We start from the raw sequence: 25,936 nt of genomic DNA on the forward strand, positions 1-25,936 counted from the left end.
CATGTCCAAACCTTTGTATGTTTTTGATATGGATGAAACCCTAATAAACGCTGACTGCGCAATGATTTGGAACGAGTTTATGGTTGAGAAAGGCATCGCGACTGATCCTTTATTTATTATGGAAGATCAGCGTCTAATGGCCTTGTACTCTGAAGGCAAAATGGACATGGAAGATTACCTAGCGTTCTCCATGAAGCCACTAGAAAACATGCCGATTGAAGAAGTAAACGCCTTGGTTGAAGAATGTGTTGAAAGCCATATTTTGCCTAAACAGTTCCCTCAAGCCAAAACCCTGATTGAGCAACTGTCTCGTGATGGTATAGATATGGTTATCATCTCTGCCAGCGTCACTTTTTTGGTGGAAGCCGTTGGTCGCCGTCTTAATATTCCAACCGCACTCGGAATTGATTTAATCGAGAAAAACAACCGTTATACTGCTGAAATCGACGGTATCCCGAGTTATCGTGAAGGCAAAGTCACGCGATTAAAACAGTGGCTAGAAAATCAGCCTGAGCCTTATTCCGAAATCCATTTCTATACCGATTCAATCAACGATTTACCGCTTTGTGAATACGCGAACTACGCTTATCTGGTAAATCCATGCCCACAACTAAAAGAACACGCCAACAGACCGAATTGGAGTGTGTTAAGTTGGGGGTGATATAGCCTCACAAGACCGTTCTTCCTAAGTAAATACTTTTCTATTTGTTCAAAGAGCAGTTCTTTCTGCTCTTTTTTACTTCTCTTCATCACAAATTAATCACTTGATTAAATACTGATTAATTTTTCACATGTCGCATGAGAAATCAGCGTCTTATAATTAATCAAATGTTTAATATTTTGAGAGAAGATTGTGACGGAAGCGCATCGAAGGGCGGGAAGACCCACAGATAATATCGACGCACGGGAAAAACTGATTTTCCACGCGCGCGAACTCTTCACCATTATGGCTTATGACAAGGTCTCTACTCGCCTAGTCGCGCAGAAAGCAGGCGTGAACGTTGCGATGATTCGCTACTACTTTGGCAACAAAGAAGGCCTGTTCGAGACCATGTTGCGCGAAACACTGTCACCGATGCAAAAGCAGATGCAGACGTTGGTATCCAACAGTAACGAGCAAAACTTTCTCGATCTAATGCGTACCTACTACCGCGAAATGATCAAGGTACCACAGTTCCCACGCTTAGTTGCCCAAGTTATGCATATGCCCCCATCGGAAACCCAACGCAAACTGCTCGAAAAAGTCTTCGCAGATATCAGCAAGCCAATGCAAGGCGTGATCTTTGATAAGTTGATTGACAGTGGCGTTTTACGAAAAGACGCCGACCCTCAACTTTGTCGCGTCTCTTACATCAGCTTGATGGTGTTTCCTTTTATGGCACCACCAGCACTGCTCGCCATTCATGGCATTGAACTTTCTGAAGCCTTCTTGAACCGATTATTCGAACACAACATACAACTGATGAAACATGGATTTTTAGACTCGGGCGACCAATATGAAGATAAATAAAAAGCTGCTGTTCTTTCCTGCTCTTGCGGTGGGGGTCGTCATTCTGTTTTTGGCGATTAGCCTCAAACCAGATTTGCCCGTAAAACCCGCTGGAGATCGTGCACGGTTGGTCGAGACGATTCCACTTGAGCTGAAAGCGATTGCACCTGTTGCTATTGGCTTTGGTAAAATCGCACCGAAAGTTGAATGGAAAGCGATAGCCGAAGTGACCGGTAAAGTGGTTTACCGTCATCCGCAACTGGAAAAAGGACAAGTGCTGCAAGCAGGAACGGAAATCTTGCGAATCGACCCACTCGATTACGAGTTGAAACTGGTTCAAGCTCAAGCCGATCTCAAATCTGCTCAAACCTCTCTGGCTAAGCTGAACCAAGAAGAAGCGAATCTCAAAAGCACACTCAAGATAGAAGCCAACCGTCTGGTTATCGCCAACAAAGAGTTAGACCGTAAACAAAACCTACGTAAGAAAGGCTTAACCTCGCAATCGGATGTAGATCAGCAAGAGCAAAGCGCGCTCTCTCAACGTAAGTTAGTACTGGATATTGAAAATCAAATTGGTTTGATGCCGGATGAGAAACGAGTCGCGGAAGCCCTAGTTAAAGTTAATGCATCAAAAGTGGATGAGGCCGAACGCTCGCTTGATAAAACCATCATCACGCTTCCTTACGATTTGCGTATTGCTGACGTAGAAATTGAGAAAAAGCAAGTGGTTAACCTCCAACAAACCATGGTGACAGGACATGGTATTGATGTCATGGAAGTGGAAGCTCAACTATCCATTCATGACATGCAAACTTTGGCGGCGAGCATCGGTGAGTTTGTCCGTGATGAATCTGGTATTCCACAACCTGATATGAATGCGATTCATGCCAACATTGAACTCAGCAGCGGTAACCTCTCTGCAAGCTGGCCTGCGAAAGTTGCACGCATCAGTGAAACGGTTGATCCAAGCCAAGCGACTGCCGGTGTGATTCTGGAAATTGAACAAGACTACCGTGCATTAAACCCAACGTCTGCGCCTCCATTGGTGAACGGCATGTTTGTGCGTGCCTTGATTGAGGGACAAGAGAACCCGAGTTGGGTCATCCCAGAGCGTGCGCTTCATGGCAATAAGATTTACCTGATGGGCGATGACAATCGTCTGCAAGTCGTCACGGTTGAAGTGTTATATCGTCGCAATAACCAAGTGGTGATCGATGGTGAACTAGAGCAAGGTCAGAAGCTGATCATCAACGATTTGCTGCCTGCGATTAACGGCATGCTATTGAAAGAGTCACCTGAACAGTCAGAAACGGCTATTGAGGAGTCTGATTCATGATCCGATTCTTCGCCAAGCATCCAACAGCAGCCAACTTGCTGATGCTAACGCTGCTGATATTGGGGATTTCTTCACTTTCCACGATTAAGCGTGAAACTTTTCCTGAGTTTGATCCGCCCTACATCCTAGCTGGTGTGGTTTACCCCGGCGCTTCCCCTCAAGAGGTAGAAGAGAGCATCTGTATCCGAATGGAAGATGCTGTCGATGGCCTTGCCAACATTAAAGAAACTCAGTGTGAAGCGATTGAGGGTTCTGCGCGTCTTATCTTAAAACTGAATGAAGAAGCCGACATTGGGCGCATGTTGGTTGATGTTCAAACCCAGATCAACTCGATAAACGACTTCCCACAAGAGATTGAATCTCCTGTGGTCCAAGAGCTCGATTGGAACGAGCCAGTTGTGGATGTCGCGATCACCGCAGATACCACATGGCCAGAGCTAAAAGCGTATGCCGAACAGCTTAAACGCACGTTAAAAATCGATTACGATGTCTCTTTGGTTGAAGTTGCTGGCTTCTCTGACCACCAATACCGAGTAGAGTTAGACACTCAAGCTATCCGACAACTTGGTTTGAGTGTTGGTGATATTGCGGACCAGATTGGTCGTCAAAACGTCAAGTTGCCAAGTGGTAATGTCGAAACGCCAGATAAGAACTTTCTGATCCGCTTTGACGAACGACGCGTGACGCCGGAAGAGCTTGAGACTATCGTCGTGGGCTCTGGTACAAATGGCTCAATCATCCGTCTAAGAGATATTGCGACGATTACCGACCGGTTTGAATTGGACGAACAGAAAGTCCTCTTCGATGGTCACCCTTCTGCCCTACTAAAAGTCAGCAAAAACAAAGAAGATGACGCACTGCGTATCAAGGAACGGGTTGCTCAATTTGTCGAAGAACAACAAGCTATCGCGCCAGACGGTGTGATGCTACAAATGACCAATGACCTTTCATCCGTGCTTTGGGATCGCCTGACCATGATGGTCAAAAACGGTTGGCAAGGTATCATTCTGGTCTTCGCCACCATGTGGTTGTTCTTTAGTTTTCGCTATTCCTTTTGGGTCGCAGCTGGTTTACCCGTTGCCTTCTTAGGTGGGTTATTTTTGATGGCGCAACTTGGCCTGTCCATCAACATCATGTCTTTGGTCGGGTTACTCATGGCCATCGGTATCATGATGGATGATGCCATCGTTATTGCCGAATCGATTGCCGCTCACCTCGACCGAGGAGAAGAGATCGATGATGCCGTTATCAAAGGAGTGAAAAAGGTACTGCCAGGGGTAATTTCTTCCTTCCTAACTACGGTGTGTATTTTTGGTAGCTTGTTATTCCTGCAAGGTGAAATGGGTGCGGTACTTAAAGCAGTTCCTCAAGTTCTGATCCTCGTTTTGAGTTTGAGTTTGGTGGAAGCCTTCTTGATCCTACCTAACCACCTTTCTCATTCGCTACATAAACAAAAGCAAGAGCGAAAGACACCGAAGTTTAAACAAAAGCTGCTCGCTTCTTTTGAAAACTTCCGTAACACCACCTTGGTCAACGCAGTGGATAAAGTGGTCGAGTATCGCTATGCCTTTATGGGTGGCGTAGTTGCATTACTTCTTATCTCCGCTGCCACGTTAGTAGGTGGTTTACTCAAGTTCCAACCCTTCCCTGAGTTGGATGGCGACATTGCAGAAGCGCGCATTATTCTTCCTCCGGGTTCTTCTCTGTCTCAAACGGAAGCTGTCGTCGATAAGATCGTCGCTTCCGCTCAAAAGCTAGATAAAGAATGGACAGAGAAAGTGGAAGACGGCAATCCATTGGTTCTACACATCACCAGTCAATTCAACGCTAACGCCGACGCGAATGAATCTGGCCCTCACATTGCCACGGTACGTCTGGATTTGCTGGGCGCCGAGAGTCGTAACACACTCATCGATGAATTTATCGACGCATGGCGTGAAGACATTGGTGAACTTGCGGATCCTATCTCACTGGTATTTAAACAACCGACCATGGGGCCGGGTGGACGAGCGATTGAAATTCGAGCGAAGCATGATGAACTGGATGCGCTCAAAGCCGCCTCTATCGACATTCAACAGTACTTAAATGAGTTTGACGGTGTCCATGGCGTGTTGGATGACATGCGTATGGGTAAAGAAGAAGTCTTGGTAAAACTGCGTCCGGGCGCAGAAGCTTACGGGATTAACGGCCAACTCATCGCCAATCAATTGCGTGCAGCTTTCTTTGGCCAAACCGCAGACGAGATCCAAGTTGGGGTAGAAAACATTTCCATCGAAGTTCGCCTCGATAAAGCACAAGCCGGTGACTTACAGCAATTGGCAAACTTTCCGATTATCTTGTCCGATGGCAGTCAAATCCCCCTCGCAACCATTGCGACTTTGGATTTCCAACGTAATTACGTAAGAATCCAGCGCATTGATGGCTTGAGGACTGTGAGCGTATTCGGCGATATCGACAATACGAAAGCCAACTCAACCGCCATTATTCGTCAGTTCCAACAGGATGATGCGCCAAAGCTTATGCAAAAGTATCCTGGTCTTCGCTTTGATTTTGAAGGTGAAGCCAAAGATACCGCTGAAACTGGCTCATCAATGGGTAAAGGCTTCTTGCTTGGTTTATTTGGCGTGTTTGCGATTCTGAGTTACCAATTCCGCAGTTATTTGGAACCATTCGTCGTCATGCTTGCGATTCCCCTCGCCTTTATTGGCGTGGTATGGGGACACATCCTACTCGGTCACTCATTAAGTATGCCAAGTATGATGGGCTTCGTCTCATTAGCAGGGATTGTGGTGAATGACTCGATTCTGTTAGTTCAGTACATACGCCATCATGTGGATGAAGGGGATAATGTACATGACTCAGTAGTCAAAGCCAGTCGGGAACGCTTTAGAGCAGTATTCCTAACATCAATGACCACTGCAGCAGGTTTGCTTCCGTTACTGACTGAAACCAGTTTGCAAGCACAGGTTATCCAACCACTGGTTATCTCCATCGTGTTTGGTATTTTCGCATCCACTCTGCTGGTGTTGTTTATGATCCCTGCTGCGTATGCCATTTTAGCTGACTTCGGCCTAGTCCATAAGCACGAAGAAATCTAAAACGACTGATAAGTAAACTTATCAAAATGAACAAGAACGGCTTAGGTCGCTTTTTGTTCAATACCAATGCGTTAAAAAACACACAATCACTTAACAAACAGAGGGTTATTGTGTCTCATTAAGTGTAAATATGAACAGTTAAGGATTAAGTATGTTGAGCTTTATATAACCAAATCAAATAACCAACACAAGATTTATAATATGTTTTATTGTCAAAAACGGCATTTCACAGAGTAAAAATACACGCAGGCAACACATTCACAATTTAAACTCACGATAATGAAAACATTGATTGAAGAATTAACATTTTAACAATCATTACAACAATGTTAACTTTAGCCTCGTTGGTCGCGCTGGTGGTAAGCCTCTCACCAAGCCTATTGTCAGTTTTATATGGACGTTCGACCACCTCCAAAATGAATAGACACCCAATTTGGTGCCCTTTTTTCGCCCGTGAAAGCATTCTTCGCGGGCTTTTTTCTTTAAGTTAAGTATGAACGCTCTGGATCAACTTTTTTTTGCCAACCTTTCGGATTTGGAGGTAGTATGCGAATCAATAAGCGGAGACAGTGCTAGCAACTCTAAAACATTTTTTTCAAAGATTTCATCCGCGTGTCTTACCCAATCTAAAAACTTTTTTTGAGCAAACATAGGCTCGATTTCATATAAAAATTCAATACTAAAGTAAAACTCATTTTTGATAGGCAAATTGTACACTCTTCGATAGTCTTTTTTATACTCCAAATTTCCTTCTACATATTTTGAAAATGTATTTCCACCAATCTTGATATCTTGGCATTTGATTGGAGGGTAACCACGAAGAAACTCTCCTACAAGGAACTCTTCTTTCGCTCTCTTTTTTTCTTCGTTTATCGGGTCCATTCCCCAACGATGATTTGCATACGCAATGGCATCATTCATCAACTCTGTATGATCACCTTTTTGAGAACCGTCAGGTGACTCTACAGCATGATAAAAATCTACGTACTCTTTCTCTATAAATGAAGATAGTTGATTAACACTAGTAATATATTTATCTGCAGACTTAATCCTTAACCTAATATATAAACCACCTTGTTTATTGATTGGTAATAGTGGATTTATTATTTTATTTTGAAAAGAGAAATAAATCGTGGCCAAGTTTATAAACTTTTCATGCCGCTCTACTTTTGAATCAATATTGAATCGTTGTAATTCAATAAAATCTTGGTATACATGACCTTCATATATATTGTTCGGACATTCAAATGATAGTACTAAGTCATCTATCTGGAATACATTATGTAACAAGTGTGCAAAATCTGGTTTCCCTCTAAACCCATCTTTAAAGATTTTGATAAAATTCATATTTATATCTCTTGTTATTTAAATATGTATTGATATTTGTGATAGGCTCTATACTAAATCCATTGGCTTTATATGCGCCATGGCGTACAAAGGTAAATAGACATCCAATTTGATTCATTTTTCTCTCATGGCTACATACTTTGCTAGCTTTTCTTGACGCTGTGTTACTCTGCCTTAGTTTTTTCGTTCAATCCCTTTACCGCTTTGGCTGTATACGAGTCGATGAGCGGAGACAAATCCAGTAATTCCAATACTTTTTTTTCAAAGGTTTCATCCGCACTTCTCACCCAATCTAAAAACTTCTGCTTAGCAAACATCGATTCGTACTTATACCAAAACTCGATGCTCAGGTAGAATTCATTTTTTATGGGTAAATTGTATACTCTTCGTAATTCACTCTTATACTTAAGATTACCTTCTGAGTATTTTGAGTATTTGTTTTTTCCAACTTCAACTATCTCACACTTTATTGGTGGATAACCACTTAAGAAACCTCTAATTAAATATTCTTCTTTTTCTCTTTTTCGGTGTTCACTTTCTGGAATTTCTCCCCATTGTTTATTCGCACGCTTAGTCAATTCTTTCATCAAGTCTGTATGATACCCCCTCATAGAGCCTTCACTTTGCTCCGGGGCATGATAAAAATCATAATATTCTCTCTCTAAAAATGAGGACAATTGACTAATATTATCAATATCTTCTCCAGTAGATTTAACCCGTAGCCTAATATATAATCCACCTTGTTTGTTAATAGGAAGCAAAGGGTTTAATATTTTCTTCTGAAACAAAAAATATACCGTAGCTAACTTTACAAACCTTTCATGCCTCTCTATTTTTGATTCAACATCGAACTGTTCTAAATTAACAAGATCCTGGTATACATGTCCTTCATATATGTTGTTCGGACACTCAAATGACAGCACTAAGTCATCTATCTGGAACGCATTATGTAATAAGTCAGAGAAATCCGGCTTTCCTCTAAAACCATCTTTACACATTTTAATAAAACTCATATGTCTATCTCTTACTCTTCAAATATGCATCAATACCTTTAAACGAACGCCTGCAATATGAGTTCTAATTCAAGTAAAGGTAAGCCACATACTAAGGTATTATGAAGGTCAAAAAGGAGATCGGATCTTTTCAAAATTTTAAATATCTAACATCACCTCCACTTTACTGAAATCTACACTTTTAAAAGTTACATCCGCTCCATCCAGCAATAGCTCATCAAACACGCCAACTATTGATAATAGGCTTGAGGATCTGATCTCCACCCATGAAATGAGAAACAAAAAAGCCAGCCTTAAAAGGCTGGCAAGTAGAGCAACAAGGTCAGTGCTTACTGCTAACTAACACCGAACTCGTATTGGATTCATTTTCGTCTGTTAGTCTCTTTTATCGGCGTTTATGACTTGCTTGCTTTCTCTTTGTGGCACGTTACCTTTACTAACTGTTCTTGCTCATCTTTAATGTTTTTCACGATACGCTCATCACGTGCGTGAATGGCATCCATGTTCATTTGCTGAATATCTGCTATAGCTTCATGTTTCATTTCAGAAAAGTCCTGACGTAAATCTGAGCTCCACTCCTCTTTGTCTAAAGTGTTAGCAGCAGCGATTGGTGATGACATTACAGCAATAAGACTTAGAGTAGATAGAAATACGCTTTTCATAATAAGCTCCTTGAGGATTAGCAGTTAATTTTAATTACAATTTATATATTGCACATACGATGCCAACTTTTATTTTGTTATTTTTCAACAACTTAAATAAACCCTCATATTCAACGTTATCTTCGTCTGGTAAATTTCGCTAACCAAGTGTCAAATTAACCATACGAATTTAAAACATTAGAAACATACACATTGAAAATGCTTTGTCAGGCAGTTTTCTCATCAGATAATTACGTAACTGCCCACTAAAAAATCGCTTTGAATCAAAATGCGGAAACAAAAAAGCAGCCCGAAGGCTGCTCCTAATCGTTAACATCAAGCTTGTTAACTCGATACGCTTGCTTCAACGCTCGACGTCACTGGCGACTTTCTGAAACGATTAATCAAACGATGGATAAACCTCTTGATCGATCTGAAAATATTTTTAATATCTTCAAGCATTAAATACAAACAAGGCACCAACACTAAAGTCAGAACCGTTGCGTACAACACCGCAAAGCCCAAAGCGACAGCCATCGGTATGACAAAACGCGCCTGCAAACTCGTTTCAAACATTATCGGCAATACACCCGCAAACGTCGTTATTGAGGTGAGCGTGATAGCTCGAAAACGAGCACAACCCGCCTCAACAACCGCTTGTTTGATGTTCATACCCTTTTCTCTCACTTGGTTTACGTAATCTGTCATAACCAGAGAGTCGTTAATAACCACGCCAGCAGCGGCGATCAAACCAAATGTCGACATCATACTGATGTCTAAACCTAGCCAGAAATGGCCCCAAATCGCCCCCGTCAGACTAAACGGAATAACGGACATTACAATCAAAGGTTGGGTATAACTTTTTAACGGTACAGCTAACAAGATGTAGACGATGATCATGCCAGCAATAAAGAACAAAATCTGTTCATTACGCTGCGCAGCCTGCTCTTCAATATCACCGCCCAATTCTGTTTTCACAGTTGGGAAGGCTTGCTTCATGTCCGGTAAGATATTGTCGTCAATGACCTTAACGATTTCTTGAGGTTCAACCAATTCTTCGTCTATGGAACCATAGACATAAACGGTTTGATACCCGCCTTCACGTCGAATGCTACTCACGCCCGGCTGCTCATTGATCTTCACCACATCACCCAACATGACCTTCTTACCTGCTGGTGTGGTAATCACAGCGTAACGCAATGATGAGAATGCTTCACGCGTCAATTGCGGGTAACGCACCATAACTTTAATTTCTTCACCATCACGAATAATGCGCTGTGCTTCGCCACCATAAAAGCTGCCACCAACTTGCTCTGCGATCATGGTGAGATCCAGACCGAGATCGTACGCTACAGGCGCAAGAGACAGGAGTACTTCTTTGCTTCCAGAATCAATAGAAGATGAAATATCATATAACCCTTCTTCCTGCTGTAAACGCTCTATCAAGTAACGCCCAGCCTCGTTGAGCTCATTGATGTTAGAACCAAACAACAAGTAGCCAAACTCATCTCTGTCACCACCACCCGCACTCTGCTCGCGGATTTTGATGCTCTTCATACCGGGAATAACAGGCATAGCTTCACGCCAACGTCGAGCCAGTTCAAATGTATTGAACGGGCGTAACTCTTCATCAACCAGAGGTACTAATACACGACCTTCGGTGCGGCTTCTGTTGTACGACAGCACATCACGAATCATTCCTTGACCATGTTCTGCAATGGTCTCAGATTCGATCTTTTGCATGACACGTTCAATAGTCTTGAGTGCACTGATTGTCTGCTCACTTGAAACGGTATCATTCATTTCAATAGTGATCGCAGGATAGTCAGTCGGCACTTTAGGGTTGGGGATCACCCGAACATAATTCGCGTTGATCAAAGCCGCGCTGATCAGCAGTAAACCACAGAACACCGCAAACACTGTCCAGCGCCAATGGGTGCATGTTGTTACAAAGTTCCGATATGGACCATTTACAAAACCAAAAAAACGTTGGTTAAATCGGTCACGCCAACCACCTGGTTTAACTGGCTTAAAATGAGTATGCGCAAGGTGTGCAGGAAGGATCAGCTTCGATTCAATCAAACTGAAGATCAAACACAGAATCACGACCCCCGCGATACCATAAAAGAAGGCACTATCAATACCACTAGACAACAAGAATGGTGCGAATACAGCAATCGTTGTCAGAACACCAAATGTCGCTGGCGTAGCAACACGTTTGACACCGCGTACCACGTTATCGACACCGCCGCCCTTTTCTTCGATTTCACTGTACGCACTTTCTCCCATGACGATGGCGTCATCCACCACAATTCCGAGCACCATGATGAAAGCAAACAGCGAGACGATGTTCACTGTAATACCCAAAGCTGGCATCATCATTACAGCACCGAGGAAACAGACAGGTAGCCCAATCATTACCCACATAGCCAAGCGGAAACGTAGGAAAATGGTCAGCATAATCGCGACTAATGCAGCACCTTGCAGCAAGTTTTTCAACATCATGTCGAGACGCCCATTTAAATAATAAGTCGTATCAACTAAGACTTTGAGCTTAACATCCTGCGGCAATGTCTTGTTTTTTGCTTCAATATAATTACGAACGGACTGTGCAACAGGGATAATGTTCTGATCACGAGTTGCTTCAACAGACATGTAGATCGCATTTTGCCCTGAGTATTCAAAATAGCGCTCTTCTTCCGTAAAGCCATCTTTGATCGTGGCGATATCTTGCAGTAAAACCTTCGCACCATTTGCGCCAAGCTTTACAGGAATATTTCTAAACTCATCACCACGGTAGTATTGGTTTTCAATCCTTACTGCAATCATCCCTGAGTTTGTTTTTACTTCGCCCGCAGAAAAGTTGGCTGAGTAACGGCTGATCGCGCTGCTGATATCGCTCAACGTCAGGTCGTATTTACGAAGAACAAGTGGGTCTACTTCAATCGCTATTTCTTCTTCTGGCGCACTCAGATACACCAGCATGACGTTTTCTAACTGAAGTAATTCATCTTCGATTTGCTTAGCAAGCGGTTTAAGCTCCTCGAGCGGTCGGTCCCCAACTAACCCCATTTCGATTACATCTTGGCGCCATTCAACTTGGTAGACATTGATTGGTTCCATACCCGCTGGTAAGTTAGACAAGGTATCAATACGTTGGTTTACATCATCTAAGACACGCTTGATATCGGCATTAACGTCTACCTCGATGGAAACATACGCGCTACCTCTAGAGGCCGTTGAGACTGCTTTTTTAATCCCGGTGACGTCTTTAATCGATTCCTCGACCTTAACGAGAATACTCTCTTCTATCTCTTGAGGAGAAGCGCCAGGATAAGTCGCACGAACATCAATGTAGTTCACCTCAATATTCGGAAACATCTGCCTTTGAATAAAGAGAAAACTCACCACACCCATGATAATGATGAACACCATCAAAAGGTTGGCAGCGACGGGGTTATTCGCAAAATAGGCAATTAAGCCCTTTTGTTTAGTATCTTCCATGACAAACTCCTACTTACTGTACGACGGTTTCGGAGTCGTCACTCTTTTTTGCAATTTGTACCGCCATGCCTTTTTGAGGGTACTCTGGTAAGGTCAGTACCAACTTATCACTTTGCTCTAAGCCTTCGCCCACCAGCAAAAACTCACCTTCTGCTCTCAAAACCGTGACAGTTCTGGGTTGAAGTTGATTATCGCCATTCACCACCCACACGGTACGGTTTTTAACTAATTCCTGTGGCAAGCGGTAGATGTGCTTAAGTTCCTTACCAGTGAAGCTCACTTCAACGTAGGAGCCGAATTTAATTGGAGGCTGCTGGTTATCGACACCGTATGGGTCCGCGATTTGAATGACCATGTTAATCATTCGGGTAGCGCTATCAATCATGCCTAGATCACGAACTACTCGACCTTCTCTAGTGGTAGAAAACACACCTTGCTGCGTCACTGTCGCAGTGAGTTCACCAATGGATTCGGGTAAAAATGCACTATCAAAACCGGCAATGGGTACGTGCACCTCTGCCACTTCGATGTTGTTTAACGTGGCAACTCGAGAACCAGATGTAACAAATTGACCAACACCAATATCACGCTCAACAACCAGCGCATCGTAAGGTGCAACGACTTTGCAATTTTCTAACTCTCTTTTTGCTCGTTTGAGTGCCGCTTGAGCCGACTTCACTTGCGCTTGTGCGCTCAAAACGTGAGGCTTGCGTAAATACAGATCCGTCACTTGCTTATCGCTCAGTCTCTTTGCCTGACGTTTTGCCACTTCGGCTTTCGCTTGTTCCTCAATCAAGTTTGCGCGTGCACTAGCTAAATCGGCTTCAGCTTGTAAAACCGACGCTTCATAGTTGTCACTTTCAATTGTGAAAAGAACCTCTCCTCGTTTTACGATGCCACCCGTCACAAAATTCGGGTGCCAACTTGTAACTTCACCACTAACTTGCGCGGAAAGGTGTGTTTTTTCAAAAGGGACTAATTCACCGTGACTGGTAATCACCACTTTGTGATCGGTAGGAAAAAGAGAAGAAGCCTGAACAGTAGGCTCTGTAATTGCATCTTTGGTTGACTCTTTTTCCGGCGCAGTTGCGGCAATTGCAGCATATCCTGCATAAGAGCCTCCAACGACGACGAAGGGTAAAAGCCAACGTAATATGGGTTTTGCTAACATCGAAAATCCTTTTTTATTGTTGTTTTCAACACCACACTTTTATTCAGTCCATTGCTCCCGGTAAGCATGGTGGTGAGAGAATTGAATTTGAATAAACATCAAAGCGGCACTTGCCTAGTCTTTTAAGCAGCGAACTAGATAGTTATTGCCAATTCAAAGTTAATAAAATTAACAAAAAATTAACCAACTGCGCAAGTTGCTCTGACTTAACTTTTATTCTAAACAGCAAATGACATGCCAAGCATTTATTTATTAAAAATCATATGGTTATATAAAAACCATTATTTTATCCAGTGTGCTATTGGTCATAATCACCAGATATTAGTGATTATGACCAATACGGCCATAATGATAATTAAAATAAATGATTATCTGCGCTCTAAAAGTTGAACTTGGTGCAGGCTCTATGGCAATTCATTGATTAATCGCTCGTTATCAAACGGTTCTGGGTGCATGTGGCGTCAGCTTAAGTCTATAATTTGGAGTAGGTAACACTCTGTAAGACAAGGAAATGTGCTTTGTTACAAACGCTCGCCAAGTTGCTCTTCCCCTCGCTGCTCACTATTTTATCGGCATGCTCATCCGTATCGTTGAATGACGCCAGTGAAAAGTCCACCAGCTTTCAGCTCGGTTATCAAAAGGATTCTGTTCTTGCGCAGTACTTTGAAGCTTACGGGAGAGATCCTAAGTCCATAACTGGCTTTGCACCGTTAAATCAGGGACACGATGCCCTTCTTGCTCGAACCTCTTTGATCGAGTCCGCCCAGAAAAGTCTTGATCTTCAATACTATATTTACCGTGGTGACGAAACGAGTCAGCTAATAACGTGGCGCTTGTATGAAGCGGCAAAGCGTGGTGTTCGAGTAAGGCTGTTGCTTGACGATATGCAAAAGCGAAACGACGATGTGATGGCTGCCCTCAATGCACATCCTAATATAGAAATCCGCTTATTTAACCCGCATCAGTATCGCGACTCCCGTTGGTTCGCTCTTGCTAGCGATTTTGAACGCCTTAATCGTCGTATGCACAATAAGTCTCTGATTGCAGACAGTGTTTCCGCCATTGTCGGAGGTAGAAATATCGGCAATGAATACTTCTCTTTTGAATCGCAAGTTGAGTTTGGTGATTTTGATCTTCTGCTCTATGGTGAGGCGGTACAACAAACTGCCGATCAGTTCGACCTCTACTGGAATAGCGCCTATGCGATACCAATGGAATGGATTACACCGAATTCACAGCAAATTACCGACCAAGCGATTCAAAAGCAGGTCAATAAACTCCGGTTAGAGGAAAAGTTTTCAACCGGCCGCTATGACTTCACCCAACTGGATATGTACCAAGATCTAAAACAAGGCAAACTCAAGCTCTACTGGGGAGAAGCGAAAGTATGGTTTGATCTGCCCGATAAAGTCGCAACCCGAGAGAGCCAACTTATTGATAATTTGTCGGAACTGGTTAAAAGTGTTGAGGATTCATTTGTGCTCATTTCTCCCTATTTCGTTCCAACTGAAGCAGGTACTCAAGCATTAAGTAACGCGGCCAAGCGAGGCGTTGATATCACGATTGTGACCAATAGCCTCGCGTCTAACGATGTGTTTGCCGTGCATGGTTGGTACGCAAAATATCGAAAAGATCTACTCGAAGCTGGAATCAAGCTTTGGGAAGTAAAAGCGAGCGCAAAACTCAAAAGTAAGTGGAGCATCACGGGGAGTAGCAGAGCAAGTTTACACGCTAAAGCAATGACGATTGATAACAAAACACTTTTCGTTGGTTCAATGAACTGGGACCCACGTTCGGCAGCTTTGAATACCGAAATGGCAGTTGTTATAGAACAGCCAGAATATGTGCAAATGTTTCTAGAACAACTGCCGAATCAACTGTCGAGTAACGCCTATGCCTTAACTCTGCGCGACGGGGACATTGTCTGGACCGACGTAAAAACAGGCGAAGAATACGACTCCGAACCAGAAGCAGGAGTATGGCGAAAAATGGGTGCTTGGTTCTCCGGAATATTACCAATTGAAGATCAGCTATAACAGTTGCCAATACTGCAAACCTACCCAGTCAAGCGAAACAAAATGGACGCTAGTTTTGGGGCTGGGGGGCACAACCAACATAAGGAAGTTCAATGCCAGCGCAATGGAATGAATACTATCAGAAGATTTTAAGCCAACCTCACCGCCCAAACGTGGAAAATGCCCTGAACCTACTTAAGATAGAAGGCAAAGTCGCTCTCGATATTGGCTGCGGAATAGGTCGAGACAGCCACTTTCTCCTCGAACAGGGATTTAAGGTTCACGCATGTGATAGCAATGAAGATGCAGTAAAAACTTGTTTAACACGCTTTGAAGGTAATAAGCGATTTTCGGTTTCGCAGTGCTGTTTTACTGAATTTAATTACCCTCAGTGCAGCTTGGTTATCGCAAATGCCAGTTTGTTCTTTTGCCCTGACACAGGCTTCAAACAAGTCTGGAAAAAAATAGACAGCGCATTACAACCGGGCGGTATCTTCTGCGGCGATTTCTTGGGAGTGAAAGACTCCTGGGTTACCTCCGAAATGCATCCAAACATTACCGCATTAACAAAAAAGGAAGTGGAAAGCTTATTCGAAGGTTACGACCTCATTTCATTGCATGAAAGAGATGAAGACGGGACCACTGTAGTAGGAAGCCAAAAACATTGGCATATGTTTAGTGTGACCGCTCGAAAGCGCTAAAAATGGTCTCTCAATAAAGATAGCAGCACTTCAAATCAGTGCTGCTATCAGAGATTAATTGACGGGATACACCACTTCAAAACGCTCTAAAACCAGCGTACGTTTCTCATGCCAATCGATGTTCAACTCATCGCATTCAGCTTTAAAAAATGCAGTATGAGCATCACGCCACCAGTTTAAGGTTCTATCACCTTCGCCTTCTGCGAAGGCAAACTCTGCGGTTACATCCTCATATTTGCATGTACTTACGTCAGTAATTCGTATCACGCAAACCGGGTCCCCATCCCAATTCGTCACTACTTGTAAATGACCGACTTGGGGCATGGTTTCACCATGCTCTCGATACCAAAGCTCCAAACTGCACGATGCAGTTTTCTGTCCAATACGAACCAAGTCTGCGCATACATTCGCGTTGTATTCATCGGCACAATAATAGTCAGCACTGACTGATGGTACAGCTTCCCTTTGTTCTGGTGATAATAATTCTAGAAATTGTTCTAAGTAATCCTTAGCTCGCGCGTCCATGCTCACTCCATTAATCATAAATTCGCAAGGAGGATAAAAGATATCACAACAAATAACCACCAGGAACAAACTGAAAAACAACAAGAATATGACTTCTACGTAGACGACTGTTATTTCTTTTGTAATAACTTTGCTAAACGTTTGTGCTATTTGCTATTGTTGCATGGTCTATCTGTACTCTTCTCGTGAAAGGACGTTATATGCGCTTATTTATTGGTATTTTTTTCTCGCTGATACTTGCCTTGCCAACAATGGCATCGGAGGAAAAGTATTCAGAATCGGATCTGTTAGATAGACCATTAATGGAACGCTATATTTTAGATGAACTAAAAGCGCTGCGTCAGGACTATCAAAGCCTAGAAAAGCGAATGATCACAGAGATCACCGATCGCGAGCTAACGGTCGCAGATAAATCGTTGAACTATGCCAACGTGACCGTTACATACTTCTTCTACATCATTGCTGGTGTCGCATCGCTGATTGCCTTTGTCGGATGGCAATCTCTGCGCGAGTTTAAACACAACACCAAAGAGATGGCTGATAAACGATTGGAGAAGATCGCCCAAGAATACGAGAAAAAGTTTGTCGCCCTTGAGCGAGATTTAAAACGCAAAACTCGCATTATCAGCGAAAACAACAAAGAGATTGAGAAAATCAACGAGATCCATAACTTATGGCTACGTGCACAAAGCTCTCAAACTCCAGAACAACGTATTGAAATCTATGATGAAATCTTATTAATTCGTCCAGGTGATTTAGAAGCGTTGACTTACAAAGCCGACGCAGCGATGGAAATCAACGAATACCATTGGGCACTTAGCATTTGTAACCGCGTACTTGAAGTCGATTACACCAACGGCCCTGCACTGTATCAACGCGCGTGTGCATACTCTCGCCTTGGTATCGAAGAGCAAGCTATTGAAGACTTGGAACGCGCAATTGAATACAGCCCATCCATTCGTGATTTACTTGCCGAAGAACGAGACCTCGAATTGCTGCACGGTAATGAGCGTTTTGAAAAGCTCTTACATCTAGCAAGCGAATAATGGAATAAACAGCATGAGCAGCCACTTTAATCTAGAAGACGCTAGCCAAGTATTGGTTGGCGCTTTTGCCCTAGCAGTCCCGATCTCATTTTCGGAGGAAGCGTGGCGATTGGGTGAGAGCCTACCAATGGCAAACTTGCTCATGCTGTTAAGTCTTTCTGTCATTTTCCTCAGTTTTTTCGCGTATCAAAGCGTGTTTCAAAGCCACATCAAGAATCGCGTATCCATCTTTATTTTTCGTGTGGTTATCGCGTACCTCATTGCGGCCGTTGTGGTAGCGTTAGTTCTTTTCTGTCTTGATAAGCTGCCACTCATGAATGAGCCTTTGGTTGCGATAAAGCGCGTTATCGTCATCACAATGCCTGCTTCGATGGGCGCGATCGTAGTCGACAGTTTCGACAAAGAATAGAGATAATCGCTACTCTTCTTCTAACGTTAAGTTCGACCCCGAGTGGTCTTTCCCTAATACATCTTCTGGGTTTCGCAGTGCGCAGGTTTCTAACGACAAGCACCCGCAGCCAATGCATCCTCCTAAATCGTTTTGCAACGCTTTAAGTTTTTGAATCTTTTGTTCTAACTGTTCATGCCAATGGCTTGCCATTTTTTCCCATTGCGCTTTGTTAGGGGCTTGGTGTTTCGGCAGTTCATCTAACGCATGTTTAATTTCTTCTAACGACAACCCAACTTGCTGCGCTGCTTTGATCACCGCAACACGGCGCAACACACTACGATGGTAGCGACGCTGATTACCTTGATTTCTCCAACTCGAAATCAGTCCTTTTTGCTCGTAAAAATGTAGGGCAGATACTTTCACTCCAGAACGTTTTGCCACTTCTCCTACGCTGATTTCCATCCTTGACTCCCTGTGTATCAATTTTGTTAAAAAAATGCTTTACCTCAAGTTTACTTGAGGTTTTAAAGTTGCACCATCTTAATTAACGCTAAACCCCGGCGATCTCAAGATAATGTGTTCAGCGCGAACGACTTGGTTGTTAAACACAAGACAGTTGGACATCAACCTTTTGAAAGCCATCGGGAGTTAGAGGCAAACATAATGAAAAATAAAACTCAGCCGTACTTAGCTGGCCGCTTCTTCGACAGCATTTCCTCTGGCTTATTCATGATGGCGCTGCCATGGGTCATGCTTTCCGAACCTAACATGGGCACTTTCGTCGCTTTAGTTTCTCTGAGCTGCACCGCGATTTCTTTTCTAGCAACGCCTTTCTTTTCCACTTTAATTGACCGACATTCACGCAAAGTACTACTCGTGCTCAATCAATGGATTCAATCGGGTATGGCTTTGGTGGTGTTCATTGCTTATTGGTTAGGGTTTGAGTCACACTGGTTGCTGGCTTTTGCGCAATTGGTGTATTGGGTTTCGAGTAATTTTGCATGGACGACCAACAACGCCTTCACCCAAGAAAATTATCAGCACCATGAGTATGCGAAAATTTCGGGTCAGCAAGAAATTGTAATGCAATCCACAACCCTCGGAGCTGGCGCGTTGGGTATTGTTTTGCTTGAAATGTGGGGTATGAAAGAGTTTGCTTTGTTTGCGGCCAGCGCCTCTGCGTTAGCAGCGATGTTCTATATTCTGACGCCTTATACCCAACAATTAAGGGCATCAAAATCCGTTGCTTTCATCGCGCAACTCAAAGAGAGCAAACAAATATTCCGTCTCGAACCCCGATTTTATGGCTTTATTCTGCTCTCTTGCCTCTCTTATCCTGCATTGACGTATTTGAGCAAACTGGTGCCGATTTGGTTTTCTGAACAAGGCATCTCTGGCGATTGGTTTGCAGGGTTCAACATCAGTTTTGGCCTCGGCTCGTTGCTAACCGGCTTTATTGTCACCAAAGTGCTAAGCCGTGCCTCCCATAGCCACATTATGTTCGCTTCGATGGTTATGGTCTCTTTTGCGCTTATCGGGATGAGTTTTGCGATGAGCCCGCTGACCATCTTATTGTTTACGGCGCTGTTTGGCGTATTTAACGCGCTAAATCGCATTGCGAGAGTCAACTGGATGCATCACACCGTAGCGGTTCATCAACGAGGTCGCGTCGATGGCGGCATCAGCATGTTTGCCACCACCATTCAATCTCTCAGTTACGTCCTGATTGCAATGTTGAGTCATTACGAACTAACACAATACGGTTTTGCAATCGCAGCTGCTGTCATGGTGTTAGCAGTGATTTTGATGGGATTACTCAGTCGAGACGTAGAGCCGTTTAACGACCTGCCCCTTCATGCAGCAGCAAAGTGAAGCATAGAAATTGAGAAGTTGAGAAATTGAAAAAGCGAGATAGGAAGGCACCAACATCGTCTTCCTATTTTTTACGCCAGCACTTTTACCTCTATCGCTCATCAGCAAGGTTGGGTATTCTGAGGTGAGCAACATGAGCAGAGGGAAATCGCAGTGAACTTAAGGCAATTAGAAGTCTTTTACGCCATTATGCAAGCAGGAACGGTGTCAGGCGCGGCTCGCTTACTGCACGTTTCCCAACCTAATGTCACTCGAGTTCTCGCCCATACAGAACAACAACTGAGCTTCGCTTTATTTGAGCGTGTAAAGGGCCGTCTCGTTCCCACTCAAGAAGCCAAAGCCTTATTGCCAGAGGCTGAAAAAGTCTATCAACAACTCGGACAATTTCGCTCTCTGACCAACAAAGTCAAACAGGGAACTCAACATTTACGAGTCGGTGCTCCGCCTGTTTTGGCCGCACACTTGTTAGCGCCGACTGTCGCGTTGCTGTCGAAAGAGCACGGCATCTCCTTTGAGCTCTCAACGGCTAATCGCGATGAGCTGTGCTCAGGTTTACTGAAACATGAATTGGATGTCGCCATTGCGTTCGGTGAAGAAACGCCACCAGCGATCATGGGACACATGTTATTAAAAGAAAACTTGGCGCTAATTGCCCCTAAAAGCGCAGCGATACCCACAGAAAAAACCGTCACTTTAGAAGAACTCATCAGTCACGATTTACCCATTATCGGTTTAGATAGCCGAGACCCTCTGGGCTTATTGCTGCATCAAACCTTATCGGCGCGTGACGAGCATTATCAACATGCCATCACCGTCCGCAGCTACTCCGCGGCGGCTGAACTGGTGAAAAACGAAGCAGGATTCGCGATTGTAGACCCTTGGACTGCAAAACAATATCGCCAAGATAATGCCGTTTCCGTGCATGCTTTGGAGCCAAATATGTCCTTCTCTGTCTCTATTTTATTCGCAGAGCACACACCTCAATCCATTGCGACAAAGCAATTTATCACCGCCCTAAAACAACAGATGGTTTAAAGGTATAACCTGAAGTTATACCCGCCTAACAAATAAGCATTCGGTTTCCTAAATCAGTCTGGCTACATTAATGAGCAATAACGATGACGAAGGGAACCATCATGCAAATTGCTCAACCTTACCTACTTTTTCTTGGCGATGTAACCGATCCACTCGCAGCAAAAACCGCGCGTGGCATATATCAATGGCGACCTGAGATTTGTCTTGGCCAAATCCGCCTGACGCCAGAAACCGTATCGCTTGGTTTAACCGACATGACACTACAACAAGCGCAGCAGCAAGGAGCAAAAACGCTGGTGCTTGGCACTGCAAATCCAGGAGGCGTCATTCCCGAAGCTTGGCAAGCAACCTTACTTGAAGCGGCAGAGATGGGATTTGAAATTGCATCGGGCATGCACCAACGTTTGGCGGAACTTTCTCCTCTTGCCGATCTAGAACAACGCGGATTAACCAAACTGTATGATGTTCGCCATTATGATGCCCCGCTCAAGGTCGGCAATGGCAAAGCTCGCGCAGGCAAGCGAGTACTTACTGTAGGAACAGATTGCTCCGTTGGCAAAATGTACTCTGCCCTTGCCATTGAGCATGCATTGAAGCGTAAAAACTGTCGTGCAGAGTTCAAAGCAACGGGTCAAACCGGAATTCTCATCGCAGGCAGTGGCATTTCGATTGATGCTGTAGTTGCCGATTTTATCTCCGGCGCAGTAGAAGCGATCAGCCCTGAGTTCACCGATCACGATTGGGACATCATCGAAGGGCAAGGTTCATTGTTTAACCCTTCATTTGCTGGCGTAAGTTTGGGCTTACTTCACGGCGCACAAGCTGACGCTCTGATACTGTGCCATGAGATTGGTCGCCCGCACATCCGCAACTTACCACATGTGAGCTTGCCAACCATTGAACAAACGATAGAAGCGAATCTGGCCGCTGCTCGCCTAACAAATCCAAACGCTCAATTAGTGGGTATTTGCTTGAACACTTCGGCGATCAGCGAAGAAGATGCAGCCCAGCTATGCCAGGATTGGAGCGACAAATACCAGGTGCCCGTCACCGACCCTGTGCGTTTTGGCGTTGATGCGGTTGCAGATAGGCTCCTTACGATTTAAGAAACATTTACGGTTTAGAAAATAACTGCGGTTTAGGGAAAACTAGTGAGATGAAAATTCATGTAGAACCCGTCACGATTGCCATGGTGACACCATTTCGCATCTCTCGCGGCAGTCGGACAGAGTGCCACGTAGTCCGCGTGACAATTGAACATCGAGGCATGACAGCCCAAGGTGAATGCACGCCATACCCTCGTTATGGTGAATCGGTTGAATCGGTGATTAAGACGATTTCTCACGCCGCGCATGAACTGCAAAGTTTGTATGCCAAAGGCGAAGCTGATGTCATGGTTCTCAAAAGCCAGCTTCAATCGTTATTGCCCGCAGGGGCGGCAAGAAATGCATTGGATTGCGCCCTTTGGCATCTTCACGCGCTTTTGAGCCACAAGCAACAGGTTCACGACCTCTTTACGTTACCAGAGGCGATTGTGACGGCGATGACGGTTTCTATCGACACGCCGCAAGCAATGGCAAAACAGGCGCAAGCTTACCTTAGCCAAGGCGCAAAACTGCTTAAGGTAAAACTGGATGGTGAAAACGTGATTGAGCGCGTTGCAGCAGTACGCGATGCCGCGCCGCACGCGCAAATTGTTTTAGATGCGAATGAAGCATGGCAAAGCCTCGATCTCGCGACGGTATTTGCTCAACTCGAACCGCTAGACATCACCATGATCGAACAACCGTTGCCACAAGACTGCGATGACGTACTCGCCAGCATTCCGCACCCCATTCCACTTTGCGCCGATGAAAGTTGTCACACCAGAGAGCAATTACATCAGCTGGTTGGCAAATATGAAATGGTGAACATTAAGCTAGATAAAACTGGCGGACTCACTGAAGCACTATTATTATCCGACGACGCCCAAAAACTCGGTTTTAGCCTCATGTCCGGTTGTATGTTGGGGACGTCGCTGGCGATGCGAGCCGCGTTACCTATTGCAGCTCAGGCGAGCGTTGTCGATCTTGATGGCCCGGTGTTACTAGGACAAGATGTAACGCCAAGCTTGGTTTATCGCGACGGCGAAATCGTTCTTTCCAAATAGCCTAAACAATCCAGAGGTTTTGCTCCAAAAGTCAGAACCTCTGAGTTTATGATCTCGATTAAAAAACAATCAGCCCCATCATGAAATAAGTCACATAAATTATACGGTTATTACGGCATGCTAAGATTACAGTGGTCCAAGAAGGTGGTCTTATGCATCGAGTCATCCGAAAAATGACATGGAAGACGAATAGGCGGTAATCCCGCCCTACTCCAATGCAGTGCGTGGGTTTCTATAGCAACCCACTTCCTAGCAATTCGTAGGTTTTTCACGCCATCTTGCAAGGAGGCTCTATGCCTATCAATAAAATACGCAATATCGCTTTTGTCGGCCAAACCGGGACCGGTAAAACCACGCTGATAGAAAAACTGCTCTTTACCTGTGATGCCACGCACCATTTAGGCAGCGTAGAAAAAGGCGATACCGTTACCGACTTCGATCCTCAATCCATCCAATATCAACACAGTATTGAAGCAACGCCAGTCGCACTGCGCTGGAATAAACACCGGCTCAATGTCATCGACACTCCGGGACAAAACGAGTTACTTGGCCGTACTATCAGCGTTTTTCCTGCCGTTGAAACATCCGCCCTTGTCATCGACCCTCAAACACCGCTTAACCAAACTTCCGATCGCTTATTCACCTTTGCAAAAGAGCAGCAAAAATGTCAGATGATCATCATCAATAAGCTCGATAACCACGGTAATCAGTTAGAGAGATTGATGGAGAACATCGTTGAGCATTTTGGGGACCACTGCTTGCCGATCAACTTACCTTCGGCTGATGGGGAATCTGTAGTTGACTGCTATTTCGAACCAGAATTGGGACGAGAAACCTTACTTGCAACGGTAGATGAAGCTCATGAGACCCTAATTGACCAAGTTATCGAAGTCGATGAAGAACTGATGGAACTGTATCTGGAACAAGGCTCCGAACTCACCGCAGAGCAACTGCATGATCCGTTTGAAGAAGCACTAAGAACTGGACATGTGATTCCGGTCTGTTTTGTCTCAGCACAAACCGGCACGGGCGTCGAGTTGCTGCTGCGCACCTTGGCGGAGATCATGCCCATGCCAAACGAGGGTAACCCTCCTCAACTGGAAAAGAACGGCAAAAAAATCAAAGTAAATTGCGAAACCTTAGAGCACACCGTCGCACACGTGTACAAAGTCAGCGTCGACCCATATATGGGAAAACTTGCCTACTTACGTGTGTATCAGGGGGAAATCAATGCGGGCAGCCAGCTTTATATTGGCGAAAGCAACAAGGCATTTAAAGTTGGGCACTTATATCAACTGCAGGGCAAAGATAGAACCGAGATCCCTCGCGCGCTTGCGGGCGACTTCTGCGTTTTAGCCAAAGTGGATGATCTCGAATTCGATTCAATCGTTCATGACTCTCACGAAGAAGATGGAGTTCAACTCAAAACGTTGGATCTTCCTGACTCCATGTATTCTTTGTGCTTGAAGCCTCTTAAGCGTGGAGATGAGCAAAAATTAGGAGATGTGCTGAATAAAATTGCCAGTGAAGATCCTTCGCTGCGCATCGAACATCGCGCTCGCACCAACGAAACCATCATCAGCGGCCAAGGGGAGTTTCACCTCAAAGTCGCATTAGAAAAGATGGCGAACGTGTACAAACTGGACGTCGAAACCTGCCAACCAAGCGTCGAATACTTTGAAACCATCACCAAACCTGCCGAAGGGCATTATCGACACAAAAAACAAAGTGGCGGTGCAGGCCAGTTTGGTGAAGTGCAATTGAACGTTCGTCCACTCGAACGTGGTGCCGGATTTAAGTTCATCAACAAAGTGGTGGGTGGCGCCATCCCAACCGCGCTCATTCCTGCTGTTGAAAAAGGTATTTTGCAAGCGTTAGAGGAAGGCGCGATTTCTGGCAACCCAATTAAGGATGTGGAAGTCACCGTTTATGACGGTAAATATCACTCCGTCGATTCGAAAGAAATTGCGTTTGTCATCGCAGGTAAGAAAGCCTTTTTAGATGCGATTAACAACGCCGATCCTATTGTGCTGGAGCCAATTGTCCAAATGGAGTTACACGTCCCAACCACAAACGTCGGTGACGTGTCTGGGGATTTGTCAGGTAATCGAGGATTAATAGAAGGCACCGAACCGATTGATAGCCAATTCACGTTGTTGAAAGCCAAGTCACCAGTAAACGAGCTGCAAGATTACGCTCGTCGATTACGCTCCATCACCGGTGGCGAAGGCAGCTTTAGTATGACCTTAAGCCATTACGAGCCCGCGCCACCAGCAGTGCAGAAGCAAGTCTGCCAAGGCAGTGCACAACAAGGTTAATTCCCTACGATTCAAATCAATCACATAAACAAAAAAGCGCCCTCATTTTGAGGGCGCTTTTATGTAAAAGAAAAATTATTTATCGAGAGACAAACCTATCTGACTGATTTTGCTTTCAAACTCTTCGATGCTGTTCGCTTTGTAAGTCGGAGCACCGTTAAAGTAGCGCGGTTTCTCTGGCAGCATCGCATTTTTCAGCTCTTGTTCTTGATCGATATTGTCATGGTAAACCGTTACACGATTTGGAATATCCTGCTTCATTACAGCCATTTTGGTTCTCCTTTA

The 25,936-nt window shown here is 44.4% G+C and carries 21 protein-coding genes; 13 read left to right on the forward strand and 8 right to left on the reverse strand.

Annotated elements, in window-relative coordinates; genetic code table 11:
- Nucleotide 1: 1 nt before the first annotated feature.
- From R7044_RS02530 to R7044_RS02545, 4 genes are all read left to right on the forward strand, one after another.
- The gene (locus tag R7044_RS02530) at nucleotides 2-661 is read left to right on the forward strand and encodes an HAD family hydrolase (RefSeq protein ID WP_017633566.1); all 660 of its coding nucleotides are present in this window, start codon (nucleotides 2-4) and stop codon (nucleotides 659-661) included.
- Nucleotides 662-853: 192 nt separating this feature from the next.
- A complete protein-coding gene (locus R7044_RS02535) occupies nucleotides 854-1,510 on the forward strand; it encodes a TetR/AcrR family transcriptional regulator (RefSeq protein WP_025767986.1) in 657 nt (218 codons plus the stop codon).
- On the forward strand, nucleotides 1,497-2,825 hold the full coding sequence (locus R7044_RS02540) for an efflux RND transporter periplasmic adaptor subunit (RefSeq protein ID WP_025767987.1): 1,329 nt from the start codon (nucleotides 1,497-1,499) through the stop codon (nucleotides 2,823-2,825). Before R7044_RS02535 ends, R7044_RS02540 begins: the two co-directional genes overlap by 14 nt.
- The gene (locus tag R7044_RS02545) at nucleotides 2,822-5,923 is read left to right on the forward strand and encodes an efflux RND transporter permease subunit (RefSeq protein WP_205391247.1); all 3,102 of its coding nucleotides are present in this window, start codon (nucleotides 2,822-2,824) and stop codon (nucleotides 5,921-5,923) included. The genes R7044_RS02540 and R7044_RS02545 overlap by 4 nt, the downstream gene beginning before the upstream one ends.
- A gap of 507 nt (nucleotides 5,924-6,430) precedes the next feature.
- Here the strand turns inward: R7044_RS02545 and R7044_RS02550 are convergent.
- The 5 genes from R7044_RS02550 to R7044_RS02570 form a co-directional block, all read right to left on the reverse strand.
- On the reverse strand, nucleotides 6,431-7,270 hold the full coding sequence (locus R7044_RS02550) for a hypothetical protein (RefSeq protein ID WP_033906310.1): 840 nt from the start codon (nucleotides 7,268-7,270) through the stop codon (nucleotides 6,431-6,433).
- A 164-nt stretch (nucleotides 7,271-7,434) separates the two neighbouring features.
- A complete protein-coding gene (locus R7044_RS02555; protein WP_005387103.1) occupies nucleotides 7,435-8,283 on the reverse strand; it encodes a hypothetical protein in 849 nt (282 codons plus the stop codon).
- Nucleotides 8,284-8,678: 395 nt separating this feature from the next.
- Nucleotides 8,679-8,945: a hypothetical protein gene (locus R7044_RS02560; RefSeq protein ID WP_005373876.1), complete on the reverse strand. Its 267-nt coding sequence runs from the start codon at nucleotides 8,943-8,945 to the stop codon at nucleotides 8,679-8,681.
- Between the two features lie 324 nt (nucleotides 8,946-9,269).
- On the reverse strand, nucleotides 9,270-12,428 hold the full coding sequence (locus R7044_RS02565; RefSeq protein ID WP_033906309.1) for an efflux RND transporter permease subunit: 3,159 nt from the start codon (nucleotides 12,426-12,428) through the stop codon (nucleotides 9,270-9,272).
- A 13-nt stretch (nucleotides 12,429-12,441) separates the two neighbouring features.
- On the reverse strand, nucleotides 12,442-13,599 hold the full coding sequence (locus R7044_RS02570) for an efflux RND transporter periplasmic adaptor subunit (RefSeq protein ID WP_005387110.1): 1,158 nt from the start codon (nucleotides 13,597-13,599) through the stop codon (nucleotides 12,442-12,444).
- 518 nt (nucleotides 13,600-14,117) lie between these two features.
- On the opposite strand from R7044_RS02570, the gene R7044_RS02575 reads away from it, so the two are divergent.
- Both R7044_RS02575 and R7044_RS02580 read left to right on the forward strand, forming a co-directional pair.
- Nucleotides 14,118-15,635 carry a phospholipase D family protein gene (locus tag R7044_RS02575; RefSeq protein WP_213895803.1) on the forward strand — a complete coding sequence of 506 codons (1,518 nt, stop codon included), beginning with the start codon at nucleotides 14,118-14,120 and terminating at the stop codon, nucleotides 15,633-15,635.
- A gap of 92 nt (nucleotides 15,636-15,727) precedes the next feature.
- Nucleotides 15,728-16,315 (forward strand): class I SAM-dependent methyltransferase, encoded by a 588-nt coding sequence (locus R7044_RS02580; protein WP_205391249.1) that lies wholly within the window; start codon nucleotides 15,728-15,730, stop codon nucleotides 16,313-16,315.
- A gap of 54 nt (nucleotides 16,316-16,369) precedes the next feature.
- Here the strand turns inward: R7044_RS02580 and R7044_RS02585 are convergent, their stop codons facing one another.
- The gene (locus tag R7044_RS02585) at nucleotides 16,370-16,840 is read right to left on the reverse strand and encodes an ASCH domain-containing protein (protein WP_005373887.1); all 471 of its coding nucleotides are present in this window, start codon (nucleotides 16,838-16,840) and stop codon (nucleotides 16,370-16,372) included.
- Nucleotides 16,841-17,040: 200 nt separating this feature from the next.
- Between R7044_RS02585 and R7044_RS02590 the strand changes: the two genes are divergently transcribed.
- Entirely contained in the window at nucleotides 17,041-17,886 is an 846-nt protein-coding gene (locus tag R7044_RS02590; RefSeq protein ID WP_005373890.1) for a tetratricopeptide repeat protein, read from the forward strand.
- A gap of 13 nt (nucleotides 17,887-17,899) precedes the next feature.
- Nucleotides 17,900-18,295: a DUF2391 family protein gene (locus R7044_RS02595; RefSeq protein ID WP_005373896.1), complete on the forward strand. Its 396-nt coding sequence runs from the start codon at nucleotides 17,900-17,902 to the stop codon at nucleotides 18,293-18,295.
- A gap of 9 nt (nucleotides 18,296-18,304) precedes the next feature.
- On the opposite strand, the gene soxR is transcribed toward R7044_RS02595, so the two are convergent.
- Nucleotides 18,305-18,739: a redox-sensitive transcriptional activator SoxR gene (gene soxR, locus R7044_RS02600; protein ID WP_047102776.1), complete on the reverse strand. Its 435-nt coding sequence runs from the start codon at nucleotides 18,737-18,739 to the stop codon at nucleotides 18,305-18,307.
- 201 nt (nucleotides 18,740-18,940) lie between these two features.
- Between soxR and R7044_RS02605 the strand changes: the two genes are divergently transcribed.
- The 5 genes from R7044_RS02605 to fusA all read left to right on the forward strand — a co-directional run bounded on the left by R7044_RS02605 (nucleotide 18,941) and on the right by fusA (nucleotide 25,651).
- A complete protein-coding gene (locus tag R7044_RS02605; protein WP_017635140.1) occupies nucleotides 18,941-20,149 on the forward strand; it encodes an MFS transporter in 1,209 nt (402 codons plus the stop codon).
- 153 nt (nucleotides 20,150-20,302) lie between these two features.
- Nucleotides 20,303-21,184, forward strand: coding sequence for a LysR family transcriptional regulator (locus R7044_RS02610; protein WP_047102778.1), 882 nt, complete (start codon nucleotides 20,303-20,305; stop codon nucleotides 21,182-21,184).
- A gap of 101 nt (nucleotides 21,185-21,285) precedes the next feature.
- Nucleotides 21,286-22,290 (forward strand): N-acetyltransferase DgcN, encoded by a 1,005-nt coding sequence (dgcN, locus tag R7044_RS02615; RefSeq protein WP_053304687.1) that lies wholly within the window; start codon nucleotides 21,286-21,288, stop codon nucleotides 22,288-22,290.
- Nucleotides 22,291-22,340: 50 nt separating this feature from the next.
- On the forward strand, nucleotides 22,341-23,333 hold the full coding sequence (gene dgcA / locus R7044_RS02620) for an N-acetyl-D-Glu racemase DgcA (RefSeq protein WP_053304610.1): 993 nt from the start codon (nucleotides 22,341-22,343) through the stop codon (nucleotides 23,331-23,333).
- 293 nt (nucleotides 23,334-23,626) lie between these two features.
- Nucleotides 23,627-25,651, forward strand: coding sequence for an elongation factor G (gene fusA, locus R7044_RS02625; RefSeq protein ID WP_053304611.1), 2,025 nt, complete (start codon nucleotides 23,627-23,629; stop codon nucleotides 25,649-25,651).
- A gap of 75 nt (nucleotides 25,652-25,726) precedes the next feature.
- On the opposite strand, the gene R7044_RS02630 is transcribed toward fusA, so the two are convergent.
- Entirely contained in the window at nucleotides 25,727-25,921 is a 195-nt protein-coding gene (locus R7044_RS02630; RefSeq protein ID WP_005373920.1) for a hypothetical protein, read from the reverse strand.
- Nucleotides 25,922-25,936: the final 15 nt, after the last annotated feature.

It is taken from the genome of Vibrio sp. 1402 (assembly GCF_033340275.1).

Bases quoted from the DNA above. Each gene is read 5' to 3' on its own strand.
- R7044_RS02530 (WP_017633566.1), top strand. From the start codon at position 2: ATGTCCAAACCTTTGTATGTTTTTGATATGGATGAAACCCTAATAAAC.
- R7044_RS02540 (WP_025767987.1), top strand. From the start codon at position 1,497: ATGAAGATAAATAAAAAGCTGCTGTTCTTTCCTGCTCTTGCGGTGGGG.
- R7044_RS02545 (WP_205391247.1), top strand. From the start codon at position 2,822: ATGATCCGATTCTTCGCCAAGCATCCAACAGCAGCCAACTTGCTGATG.
- R7044_RS02550 (WP_033906310.1), bottom strand. From the start codon at position 7,270: ATGAATTTTATCAAAATCTTTAAAGATGGGTTTAGAGGGAAACCAGAT.
- R7044_RS02555 (WP_005387103.1), bottom strand. From the start codon at position 8,283: ATGAGTTTTATTAAAATGTGTAAAGATGGTTTTAGAGGAAAGCCGGAT.
- R7044_RS02560 (WP_005373876.1), bottom strand. From the start codon at position 8,945: ATGAAAAGCGTATTTCTATCTACTCTAAGTCTTATTGCTGTAATGTCA.
- R7044_RS02565 (WP_033906309.1), bottom strand. From the start codon at position 12,428: ATGGAAGATACTAAACAAAAGGGCTTAATTGCCTATTTTGCGAATAAC.
- R7044_RS02570 (WP_005387110.1), bottom strand. From the start codon at position 13,599: ATGTTAGCAAAACCCATATTACGTTGGCTTTTACCCTTCGTCGTCGTT.
- R7044_RS02580 (WP_205391249.1), top strand. From the start codon at position 15,728: ATGCCAGCGCAATGGAATGAATACTATCAGAAGATTTTAAGCCAACCT.
- R7044_RS02585 (WP_005373887.1), bottom strand. From the start codon at position 16,840: ATGGACGCGCGAGCTAAGGATTACTTAGAACAATTTCTAGAATTATTA.
- R7044_RS02590 (WP_005373890.1), top strand. From the start codon at position 17,041: ATGCGCTTATTTATTGGTATTTTTTTCTCGCTGATACTTGCCTTGCCA.
- R7044_RS02595 (WP_005373896.1), top strand. From the start codon at position 17,900: ATGAGCAGCCACTTTAATCTAGAAGACGCTAGCCAAGTATTGGTTGGC.
- soxR (WP_047102776.1), bottom strand. From the start codon at position 18,739: ATGGAAATCAGCGTAGGAGAAGTGGCAAAACGTTCTGGAGTGAAAGTA.
- R7044_RS02605 (WP_017635140.1), top strand. From the start codon at position 18,941: ATGAAAAATAAAACTCAGCCGTACTTAGCTGGCCGCTTCTTCGACAGC.
- dgcN (WP_053304687.1), top strand. From the start codon at position 21,286: ATGCAAATTGCTCAACCTTACCTACTTTTTCTTGGCGATGTAACCGAT.
- dgcA (WP_053304610.1), top strand. From the start codon at position 22,341: ATGAAAATTCATGTAGAACCCGTCACGATTGCCATGGTGACACCATTT.
- fusA (WP_053304611.1), top strand. From the start codon at position 23,627: ATGCCTATCAATAAAATACGCAATATCGCTTTTGTCGGCCAAACCGGG.
- R7044_RS02630 (WP_005373920.1), bottom strand. From the start codon at position 25,921: ATGGCTGTAATGAAGCAGGATATTCCAAATCGTGTAACGGTTTACCAT.